The organism is Mycobacterium europaeum (genome assembly GCF_002102155.1).
Taxonomy (GTDB): domain Bacteria; phylum Actinomycetota; class Actinomycetes; order Mycobacteriales; family Mycobacteriaceae; genus Mycobacterium; species Mycobacterium europaeum.
Genome location: NZ_LQOU01000064.1, coordinates 113,723 through 132,441 on the forward strand (window position 1 = coordinate 113,723; position 18,719 = coordinate 132,441).

Below are 18,719 nucleotides of genomic sequence, written 5' to 3' on the forward strand. Positions count from 1 at the left end.
GATTAGAACGTGTTCTAGTTCTACCCGTGCCCGGGTTCCCAGCACAATAAGGCGTCAGAGCTGGTTTTCGGGGCCGATCACCGCCCACACCGTCTTGCCGGCCGCGGTGGGGGTGTTGCCCCACGCGCGTGAGAGCGCGTCGACGATCGCCAGGCCCGACACGTCGATGCCGTTCGCGGGGGGCGGTAGCCGCAGGGCCGGGGCGTGGCTGCTGTCGGACACGGCGATGGTCGCCGTCGTGCCATGGCTCTCGATCCGCACCACGGGGACGCTCGCGGTGTGTTCCAGCACGTTCTCGACGAACACGTTGACCACCACCAACGCGACCGGGATGAGCGTGGATTGCGACCAGGCGGTGAGCCACTCGCGGACCAGGCGGCGTGACTCGCGCAGGCTGGTCAGGTCGGCGGGCAGCTGCGCGTCGGCGCGGCGCACGGCACGCCGGCTCTGCTGGCTGAGCGCCTTCGTCGCCGCCTTCTCGGTCGCGTACACCGGCATGAAGTAGGCGGCGCCGTTGCGGGTGATCGCCTCGCGTGTCCCGCGGTGCGCGCACACCAGGACAACCGGAACATGGGGATTGGCGCGGATCTGCCAATACGCACCGATGAACGTCGACGACGCCGAGTCGTCGAGCACCTTGAGGCCGGAGATGTTGACGATGACGGCGGCGGGCTCGTCCAGGGTGGCCTGCAGGATGTGGTCACGCAGCGACGCGGAGTTACCGGTGTCGAGGACGCCGTCGACGGTCAGGATGGCGACCGATTGGTCCGTCCGCGTCGCGACGGCCAGTGAGCTGGGGGATTCAGCCACCGAGCTCACCAGCGTGACCCCGTCCCCGTCGGGGGCCTAAAGCGTCGAGGCGCTCGGATCGCCGGCCGGATCCGCGATCGGGGAGGCATCACAATCCGGCTTCCCAGCGGGGTCCTGTCCGGTTCCATCGCTGCTCCTCGAATCCCTGGCGGGCCAACTGCTTGAGTATCCGCCCTCAGCGACAAAAGTCGAATGCGGGTCGAGCGGCCTGCAAGCCGCCCGAATGCGCAGCCCACCAGGGACATGTCCCGGACGCGCGCGGCATGCGGCGCGGTAGGAGTGAGGCGCGTGCCCGTCCCCACCCGTTCGAGGCCCCCGCCTCTACCGCACCGAACCTGACGTTCGAATCTGCTGCGCAGCACGCGCATGTCCCGAAGTTACCACCCTCCGGTGGTCCGAACGCCTGATTACGCCCGCAAGCGGTTCGATGAGCAGCGCAAAGGGGCCGGTCAGGTGGGCGCGTACGGCGGGGCGCCCACCCCGGCGACCGAGTGCGTTCCCCACGGCGTCCGCTCGACGATCCGCGCGGTGGCGGTGCGCCGGCCCACCGTCAAGGTCGCGGTCCGGGTTTGCCTGAGCGTCTCGTCCGGCAACGGCCGCGACGGCGAACCGAACAGCGTCCCCTGCCAGTGGTAGCGGCCGTCGATGGGGTCGAGGTGGCCGGTGAGCCGGACTCGCACCGGATGGGTGCCGCCGGCGATCTCCAGCGTCGCCGCGCCGTCATAGGTGTCGTCGCGTTCGGGTGCGGCCGAGGACAGGTCGAAGGCGGACACCACCGGAGGGGCCTGGTCGGTTGTGAGCCGGGCGCGTTCGTTGAACACCCGCAGGCTGCTGGCGCGCACCTCGATGCGGCCGCTGGCCGTGCGGTCCATCAGCCGGAGGCACTCGGCGATGTAGCGCGCCTGAGCCTCCGTGTCCGGCCCGGTGAGGAAGAAGTAGTTGGGAAAACCGCGAACCGCCACCCCATAGAACGGCTCCATACCGTCCTGCCAGGCCTGCCGGATGGTCACCCCGCCGGCGCCGACGAGCGTCCCATCCGCCGGCTCGTCGGGGACCGAGAAGCCGGTGCCGTAGACGATGGCGTCGACGTGGTGGTCGACGCCGTCGCGGGTGCGGATGCCCGACGCCGTCACCGCCTCGATCGACGACCCGGCCACCGTGGCCGACGGGCGCTCGGTGGTCGGCGCGATGCGCCGGCGCAGCCAGCGCTTGGCCCGCGTCGACCACAACGGGATTTCCGTGATCACCCGGCGCGGTGCGTGGGCGAAGACAGTGACCGACGCCGCCGCCCCGATCAGCCGGCCCAGGTGGTGGCCGGCGTTGGCGTCGGTGCCGACGACCGCGACGCGTTGGCCGGTCGGATCGAAGTCGAGGGGCCACGCGGCCGCGTGAAACGATTCGCCGCGAAAGTCGTCGCGGCCCGCGATGTCCGGCAGCCAGGGGACGAAGGGCGGCCGGCCGGCGGCGACGACGGCCCGCGCGCGCAGGCCCTCGCCGCCGGCCGTCGTGAGCTGCCAGGTGTCGGTGCTGTCGTCGAACCTCGACCGGAGGTCCGCGGCCGGCCCGTCGAGAACCGTGAAATCGGTGACCCCGGCGGCCAGCAACGCCGACCGAGCGCCGGGGTGCGCGCCGACGATGGCGACGGGGTGGCGGGGCACGGCGGGGTCGCGCGGCCGCGTCACAGAAACCTGCTGCGCTTCCAGCCGCGGCGGGCGATGGGCCCCAGCAGGCCCACCTCGGTCAGGAACGCCGCCAACGGCGCGAAACCGGAGACCTGCATGTCGCGGCGATGCGGGCTGGTCCGCGCGATCCGCCGCGCCCGCTTCGGGTCCAGGCCGGTACGCGCATACGGGATCGGGTTGCTGAACAGGTAATTGAAGAAGTAGCCGCCCAGCCCGTTGATGTTGGCCATGAACCAGCGGTTGAACCGGGGCATCTCGGCGACGCGCTTGCGGGCGCCGTCGCGGGCGAACTGGATGTGGCGCGCCTCCTCGGTGACGTGAATCCGCATGAGCCGCTGGATGATCGGCTGCAACTCCGGGTCGTCCATCATCTGCCGTTGCAGCGAGTCGAAGATCTCCTCCCCGATCAACGCGGCCACCCACAGCATCGAGCCCCGCTGGAACGCCAGCGGAAGCGTGTTGATGATCATCCGGTGGAACAGCCGCGGCCGCACCGGCTTTGCGCCGATGCGCTCGATGGCCTTGCCGAACATGACCATGTGGCGGGTCTCGTCACCCAGCTCGGTCAGCTTGTAGTGGGTGGAGGAGCTGGTCGGGTCCTCGTGCAGGATCGTGCGCAACAGCGACTGGTTGAGCATGTTCTCGAACCAGATGCCGGCCGAGAGCGTGTTGACCAGCTCCTGGCGGGAGAGCTCGATCTGTTGTTCGCGGGTCATCTCGTCCCACATCGGCGTTCCGTACAGCGACACCAGCCGTGGCGGCAGATAGAACTTGTCCGGGTCCAGCGGCGCATCCCAGTCGATGTCGACGACGGGTTCGTAGGACTTTTTCACCGAGCCCTTGAGCAGGCGGTCGGAAAACTCCTCACGACTTGGCCCGCTCGATTTGACCGCAGTGGTGGTCATCGCTGGCGTCCCTTCATTGGGTCCTGCAGACGGTACCCATGGTACTGGGTACTTTCGGCCCCGACTAGGCCCTCTAGGTTGCAATTCGGCAAGCTGATTCGCGTCACGAGGAGGGTTCTTGGGCCGGCACATCCACGTCATCGGCATCGGCGCCGGCGATCCGAACTACCTGACCGTCCAGGCGATCGACGCGCTCAACGACACCCAGGTCTTCTTCGCGATGGACAAGGGCGAGGCGAAGAGCGACCTGGTGGAGCTGCGAAAGCTGATCTGCGCCCGGTTCATCCGCGAGCCCGGCTACCGCTTCGTCGAGCTGCCCGACCCCAAACGGTCGGCATCCCCCGACTGTGGGGCCGGCTACCGCGAGGCCGTCTCGGACTGGCACGCGGCGCGGGCGCGGCTCTGGGCGGCGGCCATCGCCGAAGAGCTGGGCCCCGACGGCGTCGGCGCCTTCCTGGCCTGGGGTGACCCCTCGCTGTACGACAGCACGCTGCGCATCCTGGACGCGGTCGCGGCCGAGCTCGAGTTCACCTTCGACGTCATCCCGGGCATCACCGCGGTGCAGGCGCTGACGGCGCGGCACCGCATCCCGCTCAACGAGGTCGGCGAACCCGTCCTCATCACCACCGGCAGGAAGCTGCGTGAGCAGGGGCTGTCCGGAGCGGCCGTCGTGATGCTCGACGCCGAGTGCTCGTTTCAGGCGTGCCCGCCCGACACCGAAATCTGGTGGGGCGCCTACCTGGGCACCGCCGACGAGTTGCTGGTGGCGGGCACGGTCGGCGAAGTCGGCACCCGCATCGCGGAGCTGCGGGCCCAGGCGCGGACGCGGCACGGCTGGATCATGGACACCTATTTACTCAGACCGGCAGACTGAAGGGCGTGCCCGAACTGCCCGAGGTCGAAGCGCTGGCCGACCACCTGCGCCGCCATGCCGTCGGCTTGACGATCGGCCGCGTCGACGTCGCCGCGCTGTCCGTGCTCAAGACCTTCGACCCGCCACCCAGCGCGCTGCACGGCCAGCCCGTGTCCGGGGCCCACCGCTGGGGCAAGTACCTCGGGCTGCAGGCCGGGGAGCTGTTCCTGATCGCCCACCTGTCGCGGGCGGGCTGGTTGCGCTGGTCCGAGAAGCTGGCCGCGGCGCCGCTGCGCCCCGGCAAGGGGCCGATCGCGCTGCGGGTGCACCTGGGCACGCCCGGCGAGGCGCCCGGCTTCGACCTCACCGAGGCCGGCACCCAGAAGCGGCTGGCCGTGTGGCTGGTCGGCGATCCGCAGTCGGTGCCCGGGATCGCCGCCCTGGGCCCGGACGCGCTGGACCTGAGCGTCGACGATCTCGCCGGCGTGCTGGCCGGCAACACCGGGCGGATCAAGACGGTCATCACCGATCAGAAGGTGATCGCCGGGATCGGCAACGCCTACAGCGACGAGATCCTGCACGTCGCCAAGATCTCCCCGTTCGCCACCGCGGGCAAGCTGACCGACGACCAGCTCACCACCCTGCATGACGCGATGGTGTCCGTGCTGCGCGACGCGGTGAGCCGATCCGTGGGGCAGGGGGCGGCCACCCTGAAGGGGGAGAAGCGTTCCGGGCTGCGGGTGCATGCGCGCACCGGGCTGCCCTGCCCGGTGTGCGGGGACACCGTGCGGGAAGTCGCCTTCGCGGACAAGTCTTTTCAGTACTGTCCGACGTGCCAGACCGGCGGTAAGGTGCTGGCCGACCGGCGGCTGTCGCGGCTGCTCAAGTAGGCGGCCGCCCGAGACTCGACACCTGTCGATATGCTGCCCGGGTGACTCGTCAGAAGATCCTCATCACGGGCGCCAGCTCCGGTCTGGGCGCCGGCATGGCCCGCGCCTTCGCCGCCAAGGGTCGCGACCTGGCGCTGTGCGCCCGGCGCACCGACCGCCTCGACGAGCTGAAAGCCGAACTGTCGCAGAAGTATCCGGGTATCAAGATCGCCGTCGCGGCACTGGACGTCAACGACCACGCGCAGGTGCCGAAGGTCTTCGCCGAGCTCAGCGACGAGCTCGGCGGCATCGATCGGATCATCGTCAACGCCGGCATCGGCAAGGGTGCGAAGCTGGGCTCGGGAAAGCTGTGGGCGAACAAGGCGACCATCGAGACCAACCTGGTGGCCGCGCTGGTGCAGATCGAGACCGCGCTGGAGATGTTCGGAAAGAGCGGATCGGGCCACCTGGTGTTGATCTCGTCGGTGCTCGGCAACAAGGGGGTACCGGGCGTCAAGGCCGCCTACGCCGCCAGCAAGGCCGGGCTGAGCTCGCTGGGCGAATCCCTGCGCGCCGAGTACGCCAAGGGCCCGATCAAGGTTTCGGTCATCGAGCCCGGTTACATCGAGTCGGAGATGACGGCCAAGTCGAACAGCACGATGTTGATGGTGGACAACGAGACTGGCGTCAACGCGCTCGTCGCCGCCATGGAACGCGAGCCCGGCCGCGCCGCGGTGCCGTGGTGGCCGTGGGCGCCGCTGGTGCAGGTGATGCGGGTGCTGCCGCCCCCGCTCACCAAGTGGTTCGCCTGAATTAGTGCGGCACCGGCGTGTAATGCTCTGCGTCGCTGGTGAACTCGGGTTTTCCGTAGGTCGCCAGTCGCAGCTTGAGGAGCCCGATGACGTACGCGTCGGTGATGTCGGCAAGCACGGGGATGCGGCTCGCGTGGCTCACGGCGGTGAAACGCCCGATGATGAACGGTGCGGTGAGGGCCACGCGGATGAGGTCCGTCGGGCCCATCGAGACGCCCATGGCTTCGGCGATCTCACGGTTTCCATTGCAGAAGGTGCGAACGAAAGTGAGCTTGCTGAAACTCTTTTCGACCGCTTCGGCGCAACGGTCGAACAGCGTGGTGTCGGGACGCAGGTAGGCCGCCATCGTTCCGCGGACCAGTTCCTGGCAGATGCTGTCGAATCCGTCGCGCAGCAGTGCCGAGCGCGCGTGCATGACGTGAATGATGTCGGCCGGTTCCGCGGGCAACAGTTCTTCCGGTAGGCCGAGCAAAAAGCAGCGATACCTGGCGAATTCGACCACGGCGCGCTCCTCGGCGGTGAACTCGGTTCGGCCCTGTTGGCGCGCCTTGCGGGCCAGCAGGTACTGGCCGATCATGCCGGCCGGCATCTGGTCGACCTGTGGGACGGGCATGCCGTACACGGCGGCGTCCCACTTGTCGGATTTCTTCAGGGCGTTGTAGCGGACCATCGAGTGCATCAGCCGGACCATGGCGGCCGCCTCGAAACCCGGGCCGAAACGGTCCAGCGCACCGGGCAGGGTGGTGACGGCGAAGAAACTGGCGGTTTCGTTCACCCGGCGGGCGGCCCGCTTGCCCGAGAGTGCGCCGGTCAGCGCCATCGGCAGCGCGGCGTAGGTGTTGGTGAAGGTCGCGATGAAGGCCCCCCGCGTGATGAAGGGGGCCAACAGCGCTGCGGGGATTCGCTCTTGGCGGGCGCCCTCACGGACCAGGTCGAAGTCGATCCACTCCGGGGTGGCCTCCATGGCGGCGATGAACGAAACCAGTTCGGGGGGTGCGTCCGGCACCGCCTCGATTCCTGCCCGGCAGGCCGTCTTGAGCATGTCGATCAGGTGGGCGACGCTGTGCGAAGCCATCAGCGCCGCATAGGGATCGGCGACGACGTCACCGAGCAGGGTGGCCGTGCTCATCAGCTCGACCACGCGGTCGTCTTCCAGGATCGGTGCGCGCTCGGCGATCCAGGCGGGCAGGGCCGAGTCGACGTCTGGCTCCGTGGCCAGACGATCCGGCTGCCGGTCGAAGTCGAAGTCTCCATACAGGTCGGGCTGCAATTCGCGCTGGCTGCGGACTCGCTCGGCGAGTTCGGGGTAATACGTCACCATCGCTGCCTCCCATTAACTAACACTTCGTGAGTAATACTCACAAGGTGTTAGTTATGCTGTCAAGCATGAGTGCGGGCAACCCGAAGCGGCGCATGACCGCCGAAGGCCGGCGCGAGCAGATCCTCGATGTCACGCATGCAATCGTCGACGCCGAGGGGTTCCACGCGGCCACGCCGAACCGCATCGCCGAGGCGGCCGGCATCAACCGGTCGTTGATCTATCAGCTGTTCGGTGACCGGGCGGGACTCTTCGTCGCACTGATCGACCGTGAGGCCGCCCGGGCCGGCGCCCAGTTCGCGGAGGCGGTCTCGGGGTTGGATGCCGTCGGCGAGGACCAGTCGCTCGTCGTCGCGTTCGACGGCGTGCTGGCCGCGGTCGACGCCCACCCGGCCACGTGGCGACTGTTCCTGTTTCCGCCGCAGGGCGCGCCGCCGGAGTTGTATGCGCGGCTGGCTCAATCGCAGGCCGTCGTGCTGGAGTTCTTCGTCACGGAATTGCTGCGCATCAATCCCGGAGTGCATGACCCCGAATACACCGCGCGGATCCTGCACGCTGCCGGACGCGAACTGTTGCAACTGCACCTCAGTGAGCCGCAGACCGCGACGGTGGAACGGTTGCGCACCTTCGTGCGGCGGTTGGGCTCCGACGTGATGAGCCACGCGAGGTGAGGGCTGCTAGCTGGTGCGCCCGCGTTCGGCCCGGTAGCGGCGGACCAGCGCGTCGGTGGAGCTGTCGGATTGCGGCGGCGGCGAGGCGTCGGACGTGATCACCGGGAGCAGCGCCTTGGCCTGGGTCTTGCCCAGCTCCACGCCCCATTGGTCGAACGAGTCGATGCCCCACACGACGCCCTCGGTGAAGACCTGATGCTCGTAGAGCGCGATCAGCTGGCCGAGCACCGACGGGGTGAGCCGGTCGGCCAGGATCGAGGTCGACGGCCGGTTGCCCGGCATCACCTTGTGCGGCACGATGTCGGCCGGCGTGTCTTCGGCGGCGATTTCCTCGGCGGTCTTGCCGAACGCCAGCACCTGGGTCTGGGCGAAGAAGTTGCTCATCAGCAGGTCGTGCATGCTGCCGGTGCCCTCGACGGTGGGCAGGTCGTCGAGGGGCTGGCTGAAGCCGATGAAGTCGGCCGGCACCAGCCGGGTGCCCTGATGCAGCAATTGGTAGAAGGCGTGCTGGCCGTTGGTTCCCGGTTCGCCCCAGAAGATCTCGCCGGTGTCGGTGGTGACGGGGGTGCCGTCGGCGCGCGTCGACTTGCCGTTGGATTCCATGGTCAGCTGTTGCAGATAGGCCGCGAACCGTGACAGGTCGTTGGAGTACGGCAGCACCGCCCGCGACTGGGCGCCCATGAAGTTGGAGTACCACAACCCGATCAGCCCGAGCAGCGCGGGCGCGTTGGACTCCAGCGGCGCCGTCCTGAAATGCCGGTCCACGATGTGGAACCCGGACAGGAAATCGGCGAAGGCCGCCTTGCCGATGGCCGCCATCACCGACAGGCCGATCGCCGAGTCGACCGAGTACCGGCCGCCGACCCAGTCCCAGAAGCCGAACATGTTGTCGGTGTTGATGCCGAAGTCGTCGACCAGCCGCTTGTTGGTGGAGACGGCCACGAAGTGCTGGGCCACCGCGGCGTCGCCGAGCGCGTCGGTCAGCCAGCGGCGCGCCGCGGTCGCGTTGGTCAGGGTCTCCAGCGTGGAGAAGGTCTTGGACGCGACGATGAAAAGCGTTGTGGCGGGGTCCAAGTCGGCGAGGGTGGCGATGAGGTCGGCCGGGTCGACGTTGGAGACGAAGCGGGCCGAGATGCCGGCGTCGGCGTAGTGGCGCAGCGCCTGGTAGACCATCACCGGACCCAGATCCGACCCGCCGATGCCGATGTTGACCACGGTGCTGATTCTTTTCCCGGTGGCCCCGGTCCATTCACCGCTGCGTAACCGGTCGGTGAAGTCGCCCATCCGGTCCAGCACGGCGTGCACGTCCTCGACGACGTTGCGGCCGTCGACGATCAATTCGGCGTCGCGGGGCAGCCGCAGCGCGGTGTGCAACACGGCCCGGTCCTCCGACACGTTGATGTGCGCCCCGGCGAACATCTGGTCGCGGCGCTCTTCGAGGTTAGCTGTGCGCGCCAGATCGATCAGCAGCCGCAGCGTTTCTCGGGTGATGCGGTGTTTGCTGTAGTCGATGTAGAGGTCGCCGACCGAGACGGTGAGGTCGCGGCCGCGGTCGGGATCCTCGTCGAAGAACTGGCGTAGCTGGGTCGCGCCGATCTCTTCGTGGTGCCTGCGCAGGGCATCCCACGCTGGGGTGGCGGTGATGTCGGGGAGGCGTTGCACGGAGGTCATAGTTCGACCCTAGTGACGGTCGCGCGCGCGGTGAAGCCGGGCGCAGCGGGTCAGTGACCGAGCCGGCCCCTGCCCAACCGCAGCAGCAGGATCGCCAGGTCCTTACCGTCGGGACCGAGCTCGCTGTAGCGTTCGATCACCTTCATCTCGCGGCTGTGGACGAGCCGCGTGCCTCCGGACGCCATCCGCGCCTTGCCGATCGCCTGGGACACCTCCGTGCGCCGCTTCACCGCGGCGAGGATCTCGGCGTCCAAGCGGTCGATCTCGTGGCGCAACTCGTCAATGCTCAACTCGTCGGCGTCGGCGGTCTCTGGGGTTTCCACCGTCTCAACCTTCATCTCTGCTAACTCCGCATTCTCGGGATGTGGGGGTTGTGGTCTCGTCCGGTTTCGGGCCTCACAAAGAGACGAGCCCCGATCTCCGGAAGCGGACCACGGGGCTCTGACGAAAACAGCTAGACCACGGGGACCGCTAACCGGTACCCGTAGAAAAATCGGCGGCAGTTCGGGAGGGAGAGCTGCCGATGGGACTGCGCGTCGAGCACAAAACGAGTGTGCCATTAAAAACAGGCCCGGCGCAAAAACGCGTTCGCGAGCTGGCCAACAGGCCGTCGCGGCGGGCGGGGAGCCGCCCGGAGTCCGGTCGCGCCGACGCCCATGCCGCGGTTGATTGCCGGTGTGGATTTCCTTAACACGGGGCGAAATTGAGTGTTATCGCGGATCGCTCGAGATTTGACGGAAACGCAAACTCGGGCGAAATTGTCGTGGTCTTTTTAGACGCAGGTGTAATTGGCGGTATTTGCAACGGACCGCCTATCGGATTGCGAATACCCTTTTTGTGGGCGGGGACTCGGCAGGCGAACCCGGGGCCGGGGCGCCAACCTGGTCCGGCGTCTTGGCACGTTGTGTCGGTGGCCGGCGGTAAGTTTGGACCAACATGAGTGTGTACGTGACCGATGCCAATCTGAGCTCCGAAGCAGATCAGCTGCTTGACGGCCTCAATCCGCAACAGCGCCTGGCGGTGGTGCACGAGGGCTCGCCGCTGTTGATCGTCGCGGGGGCGGGATCGGGCAAGACCGCGGTGCTGACGCGCCGCATCGCCTATCTGATCGCCGCGCGGGGCGTGGGGGTGGGCCAGATCCTGGCCATCACCTTCACCAACAAGGCCGCGGCCGAGATGCGTGAACGCGTGGTGCGGCTGGTGGGCAACCGTGCCCGCGCCATGTGGGTGTCCACCTTCCACTCGACGTGCGTGCGCATCCTGCGCAACCAGGCCTCGTTGATCGAAGGCCTCAACTCCAACTTCTCGATCTACGACGCCGACGATTCCCGTCGGCTGCTGCAGATGATCGGGCGCGACATGGGGCTCGACATCAAGCGCTACTCGCCCCGACTGCTGGCCAACGCCATCTCCAACCTGAAGAACGAGCTGATCGACCCCGCCGAGGCGGTGGCGCGACTGACCGATGATTCTGACGACCTGGTCCGCACCGTGGCCTCCGTCTACGGCGAGTACCAGCGGCGGCTGCGCGCGGCGAACGCGATGGACTTCGACGACCTGATCGGCGAGACCGTCGCGGTGCTGCGGGCCTTCCCCCAGATCGCCCAGCACTACCGGCGGCGGTTCCGGCACGTCCTGGTCGACGAGTACCAGGACACCAACCATGCGCAGTACGTGCTGGTGCGGGAGCTGGTCGGTCACGACGTCACCGAATCCCCGGACGACGTGCCGCCGGCGGAATTGTGCGTGGTCGGCGACGCCGACCAGTCGATCTATGCGTTCCGCGGTGCCACCATCCGCAACATCGAGGACTTCGAGCGCGACTACCCGGACGCGACAACCATTCTGCTGGAACAGAATTACCGCTCGACGCAAAACATCCTCTCGGCGGCCAACTCGGTGATCGCCCGCAACGCCGGGCGCCGGGACAAACGGCTGTGGACCGACGCGGGCGCCGGCGAGTTGATCGTCGGCTACGTCGCGGACAACGAGCACGACGAGGCCAGGTTCGTGGCCGAGGAGATCGATGCGCTCGCCGATCGGGGCGAGATCACCTACAACGACGTGGCCGTGTTCTACCGCACCAACAACTCGTCGAGGTCGTTCGAGGAGGTGTTCATCCGCGCCGGCATTCCCTACAAAGTCGTTGGGGGAGTGCGCTTCTACGAGCGCAAGGAGATCCGCGACATCGTCGCCTACCTGCGGGTGCTGGACAACCCCGGCGATGCGGTCAGCATGCGGCGCATCCTCAACACCCCGCGTCGGGGCATCGGGGATCGTGCCGAGGCCTGCGTCGCGGTGTACGCCGAGAACACCGGAGCCAGTTTCGCCGACGCGCTGACGGCCGCCGCCGAAGGCAAAGTGCCGATGCTCAATTCGCGCGCGGAGAAGGCGATCACCGGTTTCGTCGAATTGCTCGATGAGCTCAGGGGCCGCCTCGACGAGGATCTCGGCGATCTGGTCGAGTCGGTGCTCGAACGGACCGGCTACCGGCGTGAGCTGGAATCCTCCACCGATCCACAGGATCTGGCCCGTCTGGACAACCTCAACGAACTCGTCAGTGTGGCGCACGAATTCAGCACCGACCGGGCCAACGCCGCCGCGCTGGGCGAGTCGCTGCAGACCCCCGAGGACGAAGACGTGCCGGACACCGGTGTGCTCGCCGAATTCCTGGAACGGGTCTCGCTGGTGTCCGACAGCGACGAAATCCCCGAGAACGACGCCGGCATGGTCACCCTGATGACGCTGCACACCGCCAAGGGGCTGGAGTTCCCGGTGGTGTTCGTCACCGGCTGGGAGGACGGGATGTTTCCGCACATGCGGGCGCTGGACGACCCGGTCGAACTGTCCGAGGAGCGGCGACTGGCCTACGTCGGCATCACCCGCGCCCGTCAGCGGCTGTATCTGAGCAGGGCCATCGTCCGGTCCTCCTGGGGGCAGCCGATGCTGAACCCGGAATCCCGTTTCCTGCGGGAGATTCCGCAGGAACTCATCGAGTGGCGGCGCACCGCGCCGGCCCCGTCGTTCAGCGCGCCGGTGAGCGGCGCCGGCCGGTTCGGTGCGCCGCGCGCGGCCCCGACCCGCTCGGGTGCGGGCAAGCGCCCGCTGCTGGTCCTCGAGCCGGGCGACCGGGTGACCCACGACAAGTACGGGCTCGGGCGGGTCGAGGAAGTTTCCGGGGTCGGCGAATCCGCCATGTCACTCATCGACTTCGGCAGCGCGGGACGGGTCAAGCTGATGCACAACCACGCACCGATCAGCAAGCTCTAGGGGGGCCGGCGCCTCAGGACCATGAGACGAGTCGGGAATCCGATATCGCCCGCGATATCGGATTCGAAAGTTTCGTGATGGCCGGCCGGACCCGCGCCCGCGTCAGGCCTCCAGCCAGCGTTTGGTTCGCGGGTGCATCGCGAGCACCACGCTGGCGAGCGGCAGCAGCGGCAGCAGGTGCACGATCCACGCGACCCGGGCGCCGGCGATGAACACGCCCAAGTAGGTCAGCACGGCGACCACGGCGCCAACCGCGATGAGGTAACGCCCAAGCAGGCGGTGCTGCAGGAGCATGATCACGCCTGAAATGGTGGCCACCGCGAAGACCAGGGCCAGGAACGCGATGGCGATGCAGAACAAGCGGTCGGAGCGCCACCAACCGGCGATCAGGTCGGTGGCCACCACGGCCGTCGCCCACCCACTGACGATGCTGACCGCGCAGGCGGCGACGGTCGTCCGGTCGCTGGGCTCATCGCCCGGCGCGCCGTAGACGACTCGGCTTCCCGGGCGAAGAGAGGCCTGATACAGGGGTGGCTGCTGCGGAATGTGGGTCGTCGGGGATTCCGGTGTTGCGGGGACGGGTCCGGTGGGTGCCCGGCGGATGATGCGCGTCTTGGGGTCCGACGGCGACACGGATTCGGGCGGTTGCGGACCGGAAGGCGGTTGATTCGGCGCGGTCACCTCAACCAGCGTAGTTACCGACCATAAGACCCCGCTTAGCCAGCCACGGGACAGGATCGATTCGTTGGGTGCCGCCCTGAAGCACCTCGAAGTGCAGGTGCGGGCCGGTGGAGTTACCCCGGTTGCCCATGGTGGCGATCTGGTCACCGGCCATCACGCGCTGCCCGACGCTGACCAACGTGGTGTTGACGTGGCCGTAGAGCGTCACGGTGCCGTCGGCGTGGCGAAGCTTGACCAGCGCCCCGTAGCCGGCGGCCGGCCCCGCGTCGATGACGACGCCGTCGGACACCGCGTAGATCGGCGTTCCGATCGAGTTGGCCAGGTCGATGCCGGCGTGCAGCACGCCCCAGCGGTAGCCGAAGTTGGAGGTGAAGATGCCCTTCGTCGGCATCACGTAGAGCGGCTGCTGCAGCCGCGCCTCACGCTGGGCGCGATCGTTGGCGAACGCGACCCCCTTGGCGAGCTCCTGGTTGTGCACGGCGGCGGTCGCCGCCGGCTCGAGCGCGACCACCTGGGCCCCGCGGATCGTGTTGTTGCCCGACCCCCCGGTGAGCGCCGACGCGTTCGCGGTCAGCACGGCCTCGGTCCTGGGGGTGTCGGCGTGGCTGGTGGCGGTGTGGGCCGCCGCGGCCGCAGCGCCGGCGGCCATCGCCGAGATCATCAGGCGGCCCCTGGCCGCGCTGGTCGGTTGCTTGCGATGCTGGCCGCCGCGCCGTGCCGCCCCCACGACATCGGTGGCATGGCCGCGACCCGGACGCCGCTCGGGCCCCACGACCACGCGCGGGAGCACCTCGGTGACCGGCGCGGCCAGCCACAGCGTGGCCGGATCGTCGGCCTCGTTCAGGTCGTCGAGTTCTGGAGCCAGCAGCACCTGCGCTTCGTTGTCGAACGCGGTGTCGTTGCTGTAGTCGAGGTCGCCGAGATCGCGGGCGTCGTCACGCCAATCCAGGTCGTCGAAGTCGAAGCCGTCGAGCGGGAGGATTTCGGTGACTTCGTTGCGATGGGGCTCCGCCCGGCCGCCCGCCGCGCGGCCAACCCTCACTACGCCTGCCGTTTCGGCAGCTGAAGGAGCTAAACGGTGCTGGGACAAGCTGAAATGTCCTCGTATCGTGACCATAACGTTATCTGGACCCTAGGAAGGTATCCGCTGACCCGCGGGCCTGGCAACCTCGTCGCACAATCCCGCCGAAATTGTGATTTGGGTCACGGACGGGGACGGCGGGGGCGCCGTGAGCTGTGCCACATCGCCGGACGCGGCGGTAAGGGCCGGTTGGCCAGTGGATACAGTTCGTCCGTGCGAGTTGCCGAACGCGGCACCGCCCATCAAGAGGCCTAGCAGTTGAGTCGAGCGAAGACAGAGAGTCCATGGACCTTTTCGAGTATCAAGCAAAAGAATTGTTCGCCAAGCACAACGTACCGACTACGCCCGGGCGGGTGACCGACACCGCCGAAGGCGCACGCGAAATCGCCGCCGAAATCGGTCGACCGGTGATGGTCAAGGCGCAGGTGAAGGTCGGCGGACGCGGCAAGGCGGGTGGCGTCAAGTACGCGGCGACACCCGAAGACGCCTACGAACACGCCAAGAACATCCTCGGCCTCGACATCAAGGGCCACATCGTCAAGAAGCTGCTGGTCGCCGAGGCCAGCGACATCTCCGAGGAGTACTACATCTCCTTCCTGCTCGACCGGGCCAACCGCACCTACCTGGCCATGTGCTCGGTCGAGGGCGGAATGGAAATCGAAGAGGTGGCCGCCACCAAGCCCGAGCGGCTGGCCAAGGTTCCGGTGAACGCCGTCACCGGTGTCGACCTGGCGACCGCGCGGTCCATCGCCGAGCAGGGTCACCTGCCCCCCGAGGTGCTCGACGCGGCCGCGGTGACCATCAACAAGCTGTGGGAGGTCTTCGTCGCCGAGGACGCCACCCTGGTCGAGGTCAACCCGTTGGTGCGCGATCCGAAGGATCAGATCCTGGCGCTGGACGGCAAGATCACGCTCGACGCCAACGCCGACTTCCGGCACCCCGACCACGCCGAGTTCGAGGACCGCGCGTCCACCGACCCGCTGGAACTCAAGGCCAAGGAGCACGACCTCAACTACGTCAAGCTGGACGGCGCCGTCGGCATCATCGGTAACGGTGCGGGCCTGGTGATGTCCACCCTCGACGTCGTCGCATACGCCGGGGAGAAGCACGGCGGCGTCAAGCCGGCCAACTTCCTCGACATCGGCGGCGGCGCGTCGGCCGAAGTCATGGCCGCGGGGCTGGACGTCATCCTGAACGACAAGCAGGTCAAGAGCGTGTTCGTGAACGTGTTCGGGGGTATCACCTCGTGCGACGCCGTCGCGAACGGAATCGTGACCGCCCTGAACATGCTCGGTGACGAGGCCAACAAGCCGCTCGTGGTGCGGCTCGACGGCAACAACGTCGACGAAGGGCGCCGCATCCTGGCCCAAGCCAACCACCCGCTGGTGATCCAGGCCGAGACCATGGACGCCGGTGCCGACAAAGCCGCCGAGCTGGCGAACAAGTAAGGGACCCAACAGATGTCGATCTTCCTGAATAAAGATTCCAAGGTCATCGTCCAGGGCATCACCGGCGGCGAGGGCACCAAGCACACCGCGCTGATGCTGAAGGCCGGCACGCAGGTGGTGGGCGGCGTGAACGCCCGCAAGGCGGGCACCACCGTCTCGCACGTCGACCCGGTCGGCAAGGACGTCGAGCTGCCGGTGTTCGGCAGCGTCGCGGAGGCGATGAAGGAGACCGGCGCCAACGTGTCGGTCGGCTTCGTGCCGCCGAAGTTCGCCAAGGACGCCATGATCGAGGCCATCGACGCCGAGATCCCGCTGCTGGTGGTCATCACCGAGGGAGTCCCGGTGCAGGACACTGCATATGCGTGGGCCTACAACCTCGACAAGGGCCACAAGACGCGGATCATCGGGCCCAACTGCCCCGGCATCATCACGCCGGGCGAGGCGCTGGCCGGCATCACGCCCGCCAACATCAGCGGCCCCGGCCCCGTCGGCCTGGTGTCCAAGTCGGGCACGCTGACCTACCAGATGATGTACGAGCTGCGCGACTTCGGGTTCTCCACGTCGATCGGCATCGGTGGCGACCCGGTGATCGGCACCACCCACATCGACGCCATCGAGGCCTTCGAGAAGGACCCCGACACCAAGGTCATCGTGATGATCGGTGAGATCGGCGGCGACGCCGAGGAGCGTGCGGCCGACTACATCAAGGCCAACGTGAGCAAGCCGGTCGTCGGCTATGTCGCGGGATTCACTGCGCCGGAAGGCAAGACGATGGGCCACGCGGGCGCCATCGTGTCCGGTTCGTCGGGCACCGCGGCCGCCAAGAAGGAGGCCCTCGAGGCGGCCGGCGTCAAGGTCGGCAAGACCCCGTCGGAGACCGCCGCCCTGGCGCGGGAGATCCTGCAGAGCCTGTAGGGCCCGTGGCGATCGGGAGCGCGGCGTTGGGGGCACCTCCCGTTTGCGGGGGACCGGGCGAGGCGGGTCGCCACTATGGGACCGCTGCGAGGGCCCCGGATTTGGCCGGGGCCCGGCCCTAGGTAGATAGTGGGTCTATGAATCTCGACCCGAACACGCCGGTCATCGTCGGTGTGGGGCAGTTCACCGAGCGCATCGAGGACTCCGGCTACCGTGGGATGTCCTCGGTGGAACTGGCCACCGCGGCGGCGCGGGCCGCGCTGCATGACTGTGGGGCCGACGCCGCCACCGTCGCCGCGTCCATCGACACCGTCGCCGCGATCCGGCAGTTCGAGCTCTCCGGGCGCACACCCGCGCCGATGGGCAAGTCCAACAACTACCCGCGTTCGGTGGCCCAGCGCATCGGTGCCACACCGGCCCGCGCGGTTCTCGAACCCATCGGCGGCCAGGGCCCGCAGCATCTGGTCACCGAGTTCGCCGGCGTCATCGCCTCGGGTGCGGCCGAGGTCGTGATGATCTTCGGCTCCGAGAACACTTCCAGCATCCGGTATTTCGCCGACCGGGAGAAGCCGGACCACTCCGACACGGTCGAGGGCTCCCTCGAGGACCGGGGCTTCGGCTACGACGGCCTGTTCGACGACTACACCGTCGCGCATGGCTTGGTCGGTGCGCCCGCCCAGTACGGGCTGCTGGAGAACGCGCGCCGTGCCCGCCTGGGCTTGAGCGTCTCCGACTACCGGCGGGAGATGGGCGAGCTATTCGCACCGTTCACCAAGGTGGCGGCGAAGAACCCGTTCGCGTCTTCCCCGGTAGAGCGCAGCGTCGACGAACTCATCACCGTCACCGCGTCCAACCGGATGATCTGTGATCCGTACCCGAGGCTGCTGGTGGCCCGTGACCAGGTCAATCAGGGTGCGGCCGCGCTGCTGATGTCGGTGTCCGCGGCCCGCAGGCTCGGCGTGCCCGCGGAGCGCTGGGTGTTCTTGCACGGCCACGCCGACATGGTGGACCAACCGCTGCTCGACCGCCTCGACCTGACGCACAACTCGGCTTCGGTGCTGGCGGTCCGGGAAGCACTCGGCGGCGCTGGCATCGGCATCGACGACGTCTCGACCTTCGACCTCTACAGCTGCTTCCCGGTGCCGGTGTTCAACTTCTGCGACGGGACGGGCCTGGCCACCGACGACCCGCGCGGGCTGACGCTCACCGGCGGCCTGCCGTACTTCGGCGGGCCGGGCAACAACTACTCACTGCACGGCATCGCCGAGACCGTCAGCGAAATGCGCGACCTGCCAGGGCAATTCGGCCTGGTCGCCGCCAACGGCGGGATCATGAGCAAGTACTCCGTCGGGGTGTACTCGACCACCCCGGTGAACTGGAAGCCCGACAACAGCGCCGCGCTGCGTGCCGAGGTCGCCGCCCGTCCCAAGATGCCGGTGACCGTCAAGGCCGACGGTCCGGCGACCATCGAGACCTACACCGTGCGCTACGACTGGCCGGTGCACACCGGCCTCATCGTCGGCCGTCTCGACGGCGACGGCAGCCGCTTCCTGGCCCTGAGCGAGGACCCCGATCTGGTCGGGCTACTCAGCGACGGCGAGCCGCTCGGGGCTTCGATCGTGGTCCGGCCGACCGAGAAGGACAACCGGGCCGCCCTGGCCTGACGCCTCAGTGGCGAGCAGACGCAAACTCGCACTGGTTCCCGGCGTCGGATGCGATTTCGCGTCTGCTCA

General features: G+C 68.0%; 15 protein-coding genes and 2 pseudogenes. 9 read left to right on the top strand and 8 right to left on the bottom strand.

The window, feature by feature from the left end:
• Positions 1 to 54 precede the first annotated feature (54 nt).
• From AWC03_RS24615 to AWC03_RS24625, 3 genes are all read right to left on the bottom strand, one after another.
• Positions 55 to 819: an STAS domain-containing protein gene (locus AWC03_RS24615; protein WP_085243306.1), complete on the bottom strand. Its 765-nt coding sequence runs from the start codon at positions 817 to 819 to the stop codon at positions 55 to 57.
• Between the two features lie 440 nt (positions 820 to 1,259).
• Entirely contained in the window at positions 1,260 to 2,246 is a 987-nt protein-coding gene (locus AWC03_RS24620) for a DUF4873 domain-containing protein (RefSeq protein WP_244275226.1), read from the bottom strand.
• Between the two features lie 242 nt (positions 2,247 to 2,488).
• Positions 2,489 to 3,397: an AurF N-oxygenase family protein gene (locus tag AWC03_RS24625; protein ID WP_085243308.1), complete on the bottom strand. Its 909-nt coding sequence runs from the start codon at positions 3,395 to 3,397 to the stop codon at positions 2,489 to 2,491.
• A gap of 118 nt (positions 3,398 to 3,515) precedes the next feature.
• On the opposite strand from AWC03_RS24625, the gene cobF reads away from it, so the two are divergent.
• The 4 genes and pseudogenes from cobF (at position 3,516) to AWC03_RS24640 (ending at position 5,931) form a co-directional block, all read left to right on the top strand.
• The gene (gene cobF / locus AWC03_RS24630; protein WP_085243309.1) at positions 3,516 to 4,271 is read left to right on the top strand and encodes a precorrin-6A synthase (deacetylating); all 756 of its coding nucleotides are present in this window, start codon (positions 3,516 to 3,518) and stop codon (positions 4,269 to 4,271) included.
• Positions 4,272 to 4,276: 5 nt separating this feature from the next.
• A pseudogene (locus tag AWC03_RS28030) lies at positions 4,277 to 4,519 on the top strand (DNA-formamidopyrimidine glycosylase family protein); the annotation flags it as partial.
• 153 nt (positions 4,520 to 4,672) lie between these two features.
• Complete coding sequence (locus AWC03_RS28035; RefSeq protein WP_244275225.1) at positions 4,673 to 5,140, top strand: zinc finger domain-containing protein; 468 nt, start codon at positions 4,673 to 4,675, stop codon at positions 5,138 to 5,140.
• A gap of 41 nt (positions 5,141 to 5,181) precedes the next feature.
• Complete coding sequence (locus tag AWC03_RS24640; RefSeq protein ID WP_085243311.1) at positions 5,182 to 5,931, top strand: SDR family oxidoreductase; 750 nt, start codon at positions 5,182 to 5,184, stop codon at positions 5,929 to 5,931.
• 1 nt (position 5,932) lies between these two features.
• On the opposite strand, the gene AWC03_RS24645 is transcribed toward AWC03_RS24640, so the two are convergent.
• A complete protein-coding gene (locus AWC03_RS24645; protein WP_085243312.1) occupies positions 5,933 to 7,252 on the bottom strand; it encodes an oxygenase MpaB family protein in 1,320 nt (439 codons plus the stop codon).
• Positions 7,253 to 7,344: 92 nt separating this feature from the next.
• Here AWC03_RS24645 and AWC03_RS24650 point away from each other — a divergent pair, with 92 nt between their 5' ends.
• Positions 7,345 to 7,920, top strand: coding sequence for a TetR/AcrR family transcriptional regulator (locus AWC03_RS24650; RefSeq protein ID WP_167542679.1), 576 nt, complete (start codon positions 7,345 to 7,347; stop codon positions 7,918 to 7,920).
• Positions 7,921 to 7,926: 6 nt separating this feature from the next.
• Here the strand turns inward: AWC03_RS24650 and pgi are convergent, their stop codons facing one another.
• On the bottom strand, positions 7,927 to 9,591 hold the full coding sequence (pgi, locus tag AWC03_RS24655; RefSeq protein ID WP_085243314.1) for a glucose-6-phosphate isomerase: 1,665 nt from the start codon (positions 9,589 to 9,591) through the stop codon (positions 7,927 to 7,929).
• Between the two features lie 50 nt (positions 9,592 to 9,641).
• Positions 9,642 to 9,971, bottom strand: a pseudogene (locus AWC03_RS24660) (chorismate mutase); the annotation flags it as partial.
• Between the two features lie 556 nt (positions 9,972 to 10,527).
• Here AWC03_RS24660 and pcrA point away from each other — a divergent pair.
• A complete protein-coding gene (pcrA, locus tag AWC03_RS24665) occupies positions 10,528 to 12,861 on the top strand; it encodes a DNA helicase PcrA (protein WP_085243316.1) in 2,334 nt (777 codons plus the stop codon).
• A gap of 102 nt (positions 12,862 to 12,963) precedes the next feature.
• On the opposite strand, the gene AWC03_RS24670 is transcribed toward pcrA, so the two are convergent.
• Positions 12,964 to 13,542, bottom strand: coding sequence for a hypothetical protein (locus AWC03_RS24670; RefSeq protein ID WP_090417924.1), 579 nt, complete (start codon positions 13,540 to 13,542; stop codon positions 12,964 to 12,966).
• A gap of 1 nt (position 13,543) precedes the next feature.
• A complete protein-coding gene (locus AWC03_RS24675) occupies positions 13,544 to 14,584 on the bottom strand; it encodes a M23 family metallopeptidase (RefSeq protein WP_142278514.1) in 1,041 nt (346 codons plus the stop codon).
• Positions 14,585 to 14,907: 323 nt separating this feature from the next.
• On the opposite strand from AWC03_RS24675, the gene sucC reads away from it, so the two are divergent.
• The 3 genes from sucC to AWC03_RS24690 all read left to right on the top strand — a co-directional run bounded on the left by sucC (position 14,908) and on the right by AWC03_RS24690 (position 18,650).
• Positions 14,908 to 16,071: an ADP-forming succinate--CoA ligase subunit beta gene (sucC, locus tag AWC03_RS24680; protein ID WP_085243317.1), complete on the top strand. Its 1,164-nt coding sequence runs from the start codon at positions 14,908 to 14,910 to the stop codon at positions 16,069 to 16,071.
• Positions 16,072 to 16,083: 12 nt separating this feature from the next.
• Positions 16,084 to 16,986, top strand: a complete 903-nt coding sequence (gene sucD, locus AWC03_RS24685; RefSeq protein ID WP_067921437.1) for a succinate--CoA ligase subunit alpha — start codon at positions 16,084 to 16,086, stop codon at positions 16,984 to 16,986.
• A gap of 137 nt (positions 16,987 to 17,123) precedes the next feature.
• Entirely contained in the window at positions 17,124 to 18,650 is a 1,527-nt protein-coding gene (locus tag AWC03_RS24690) for an acetyl-CoA acetyltransferase (protein WP_085243318.1), read from the top strand.
• Positions 18,651 to 18,719: the final 69 nt, after the last annotated feature.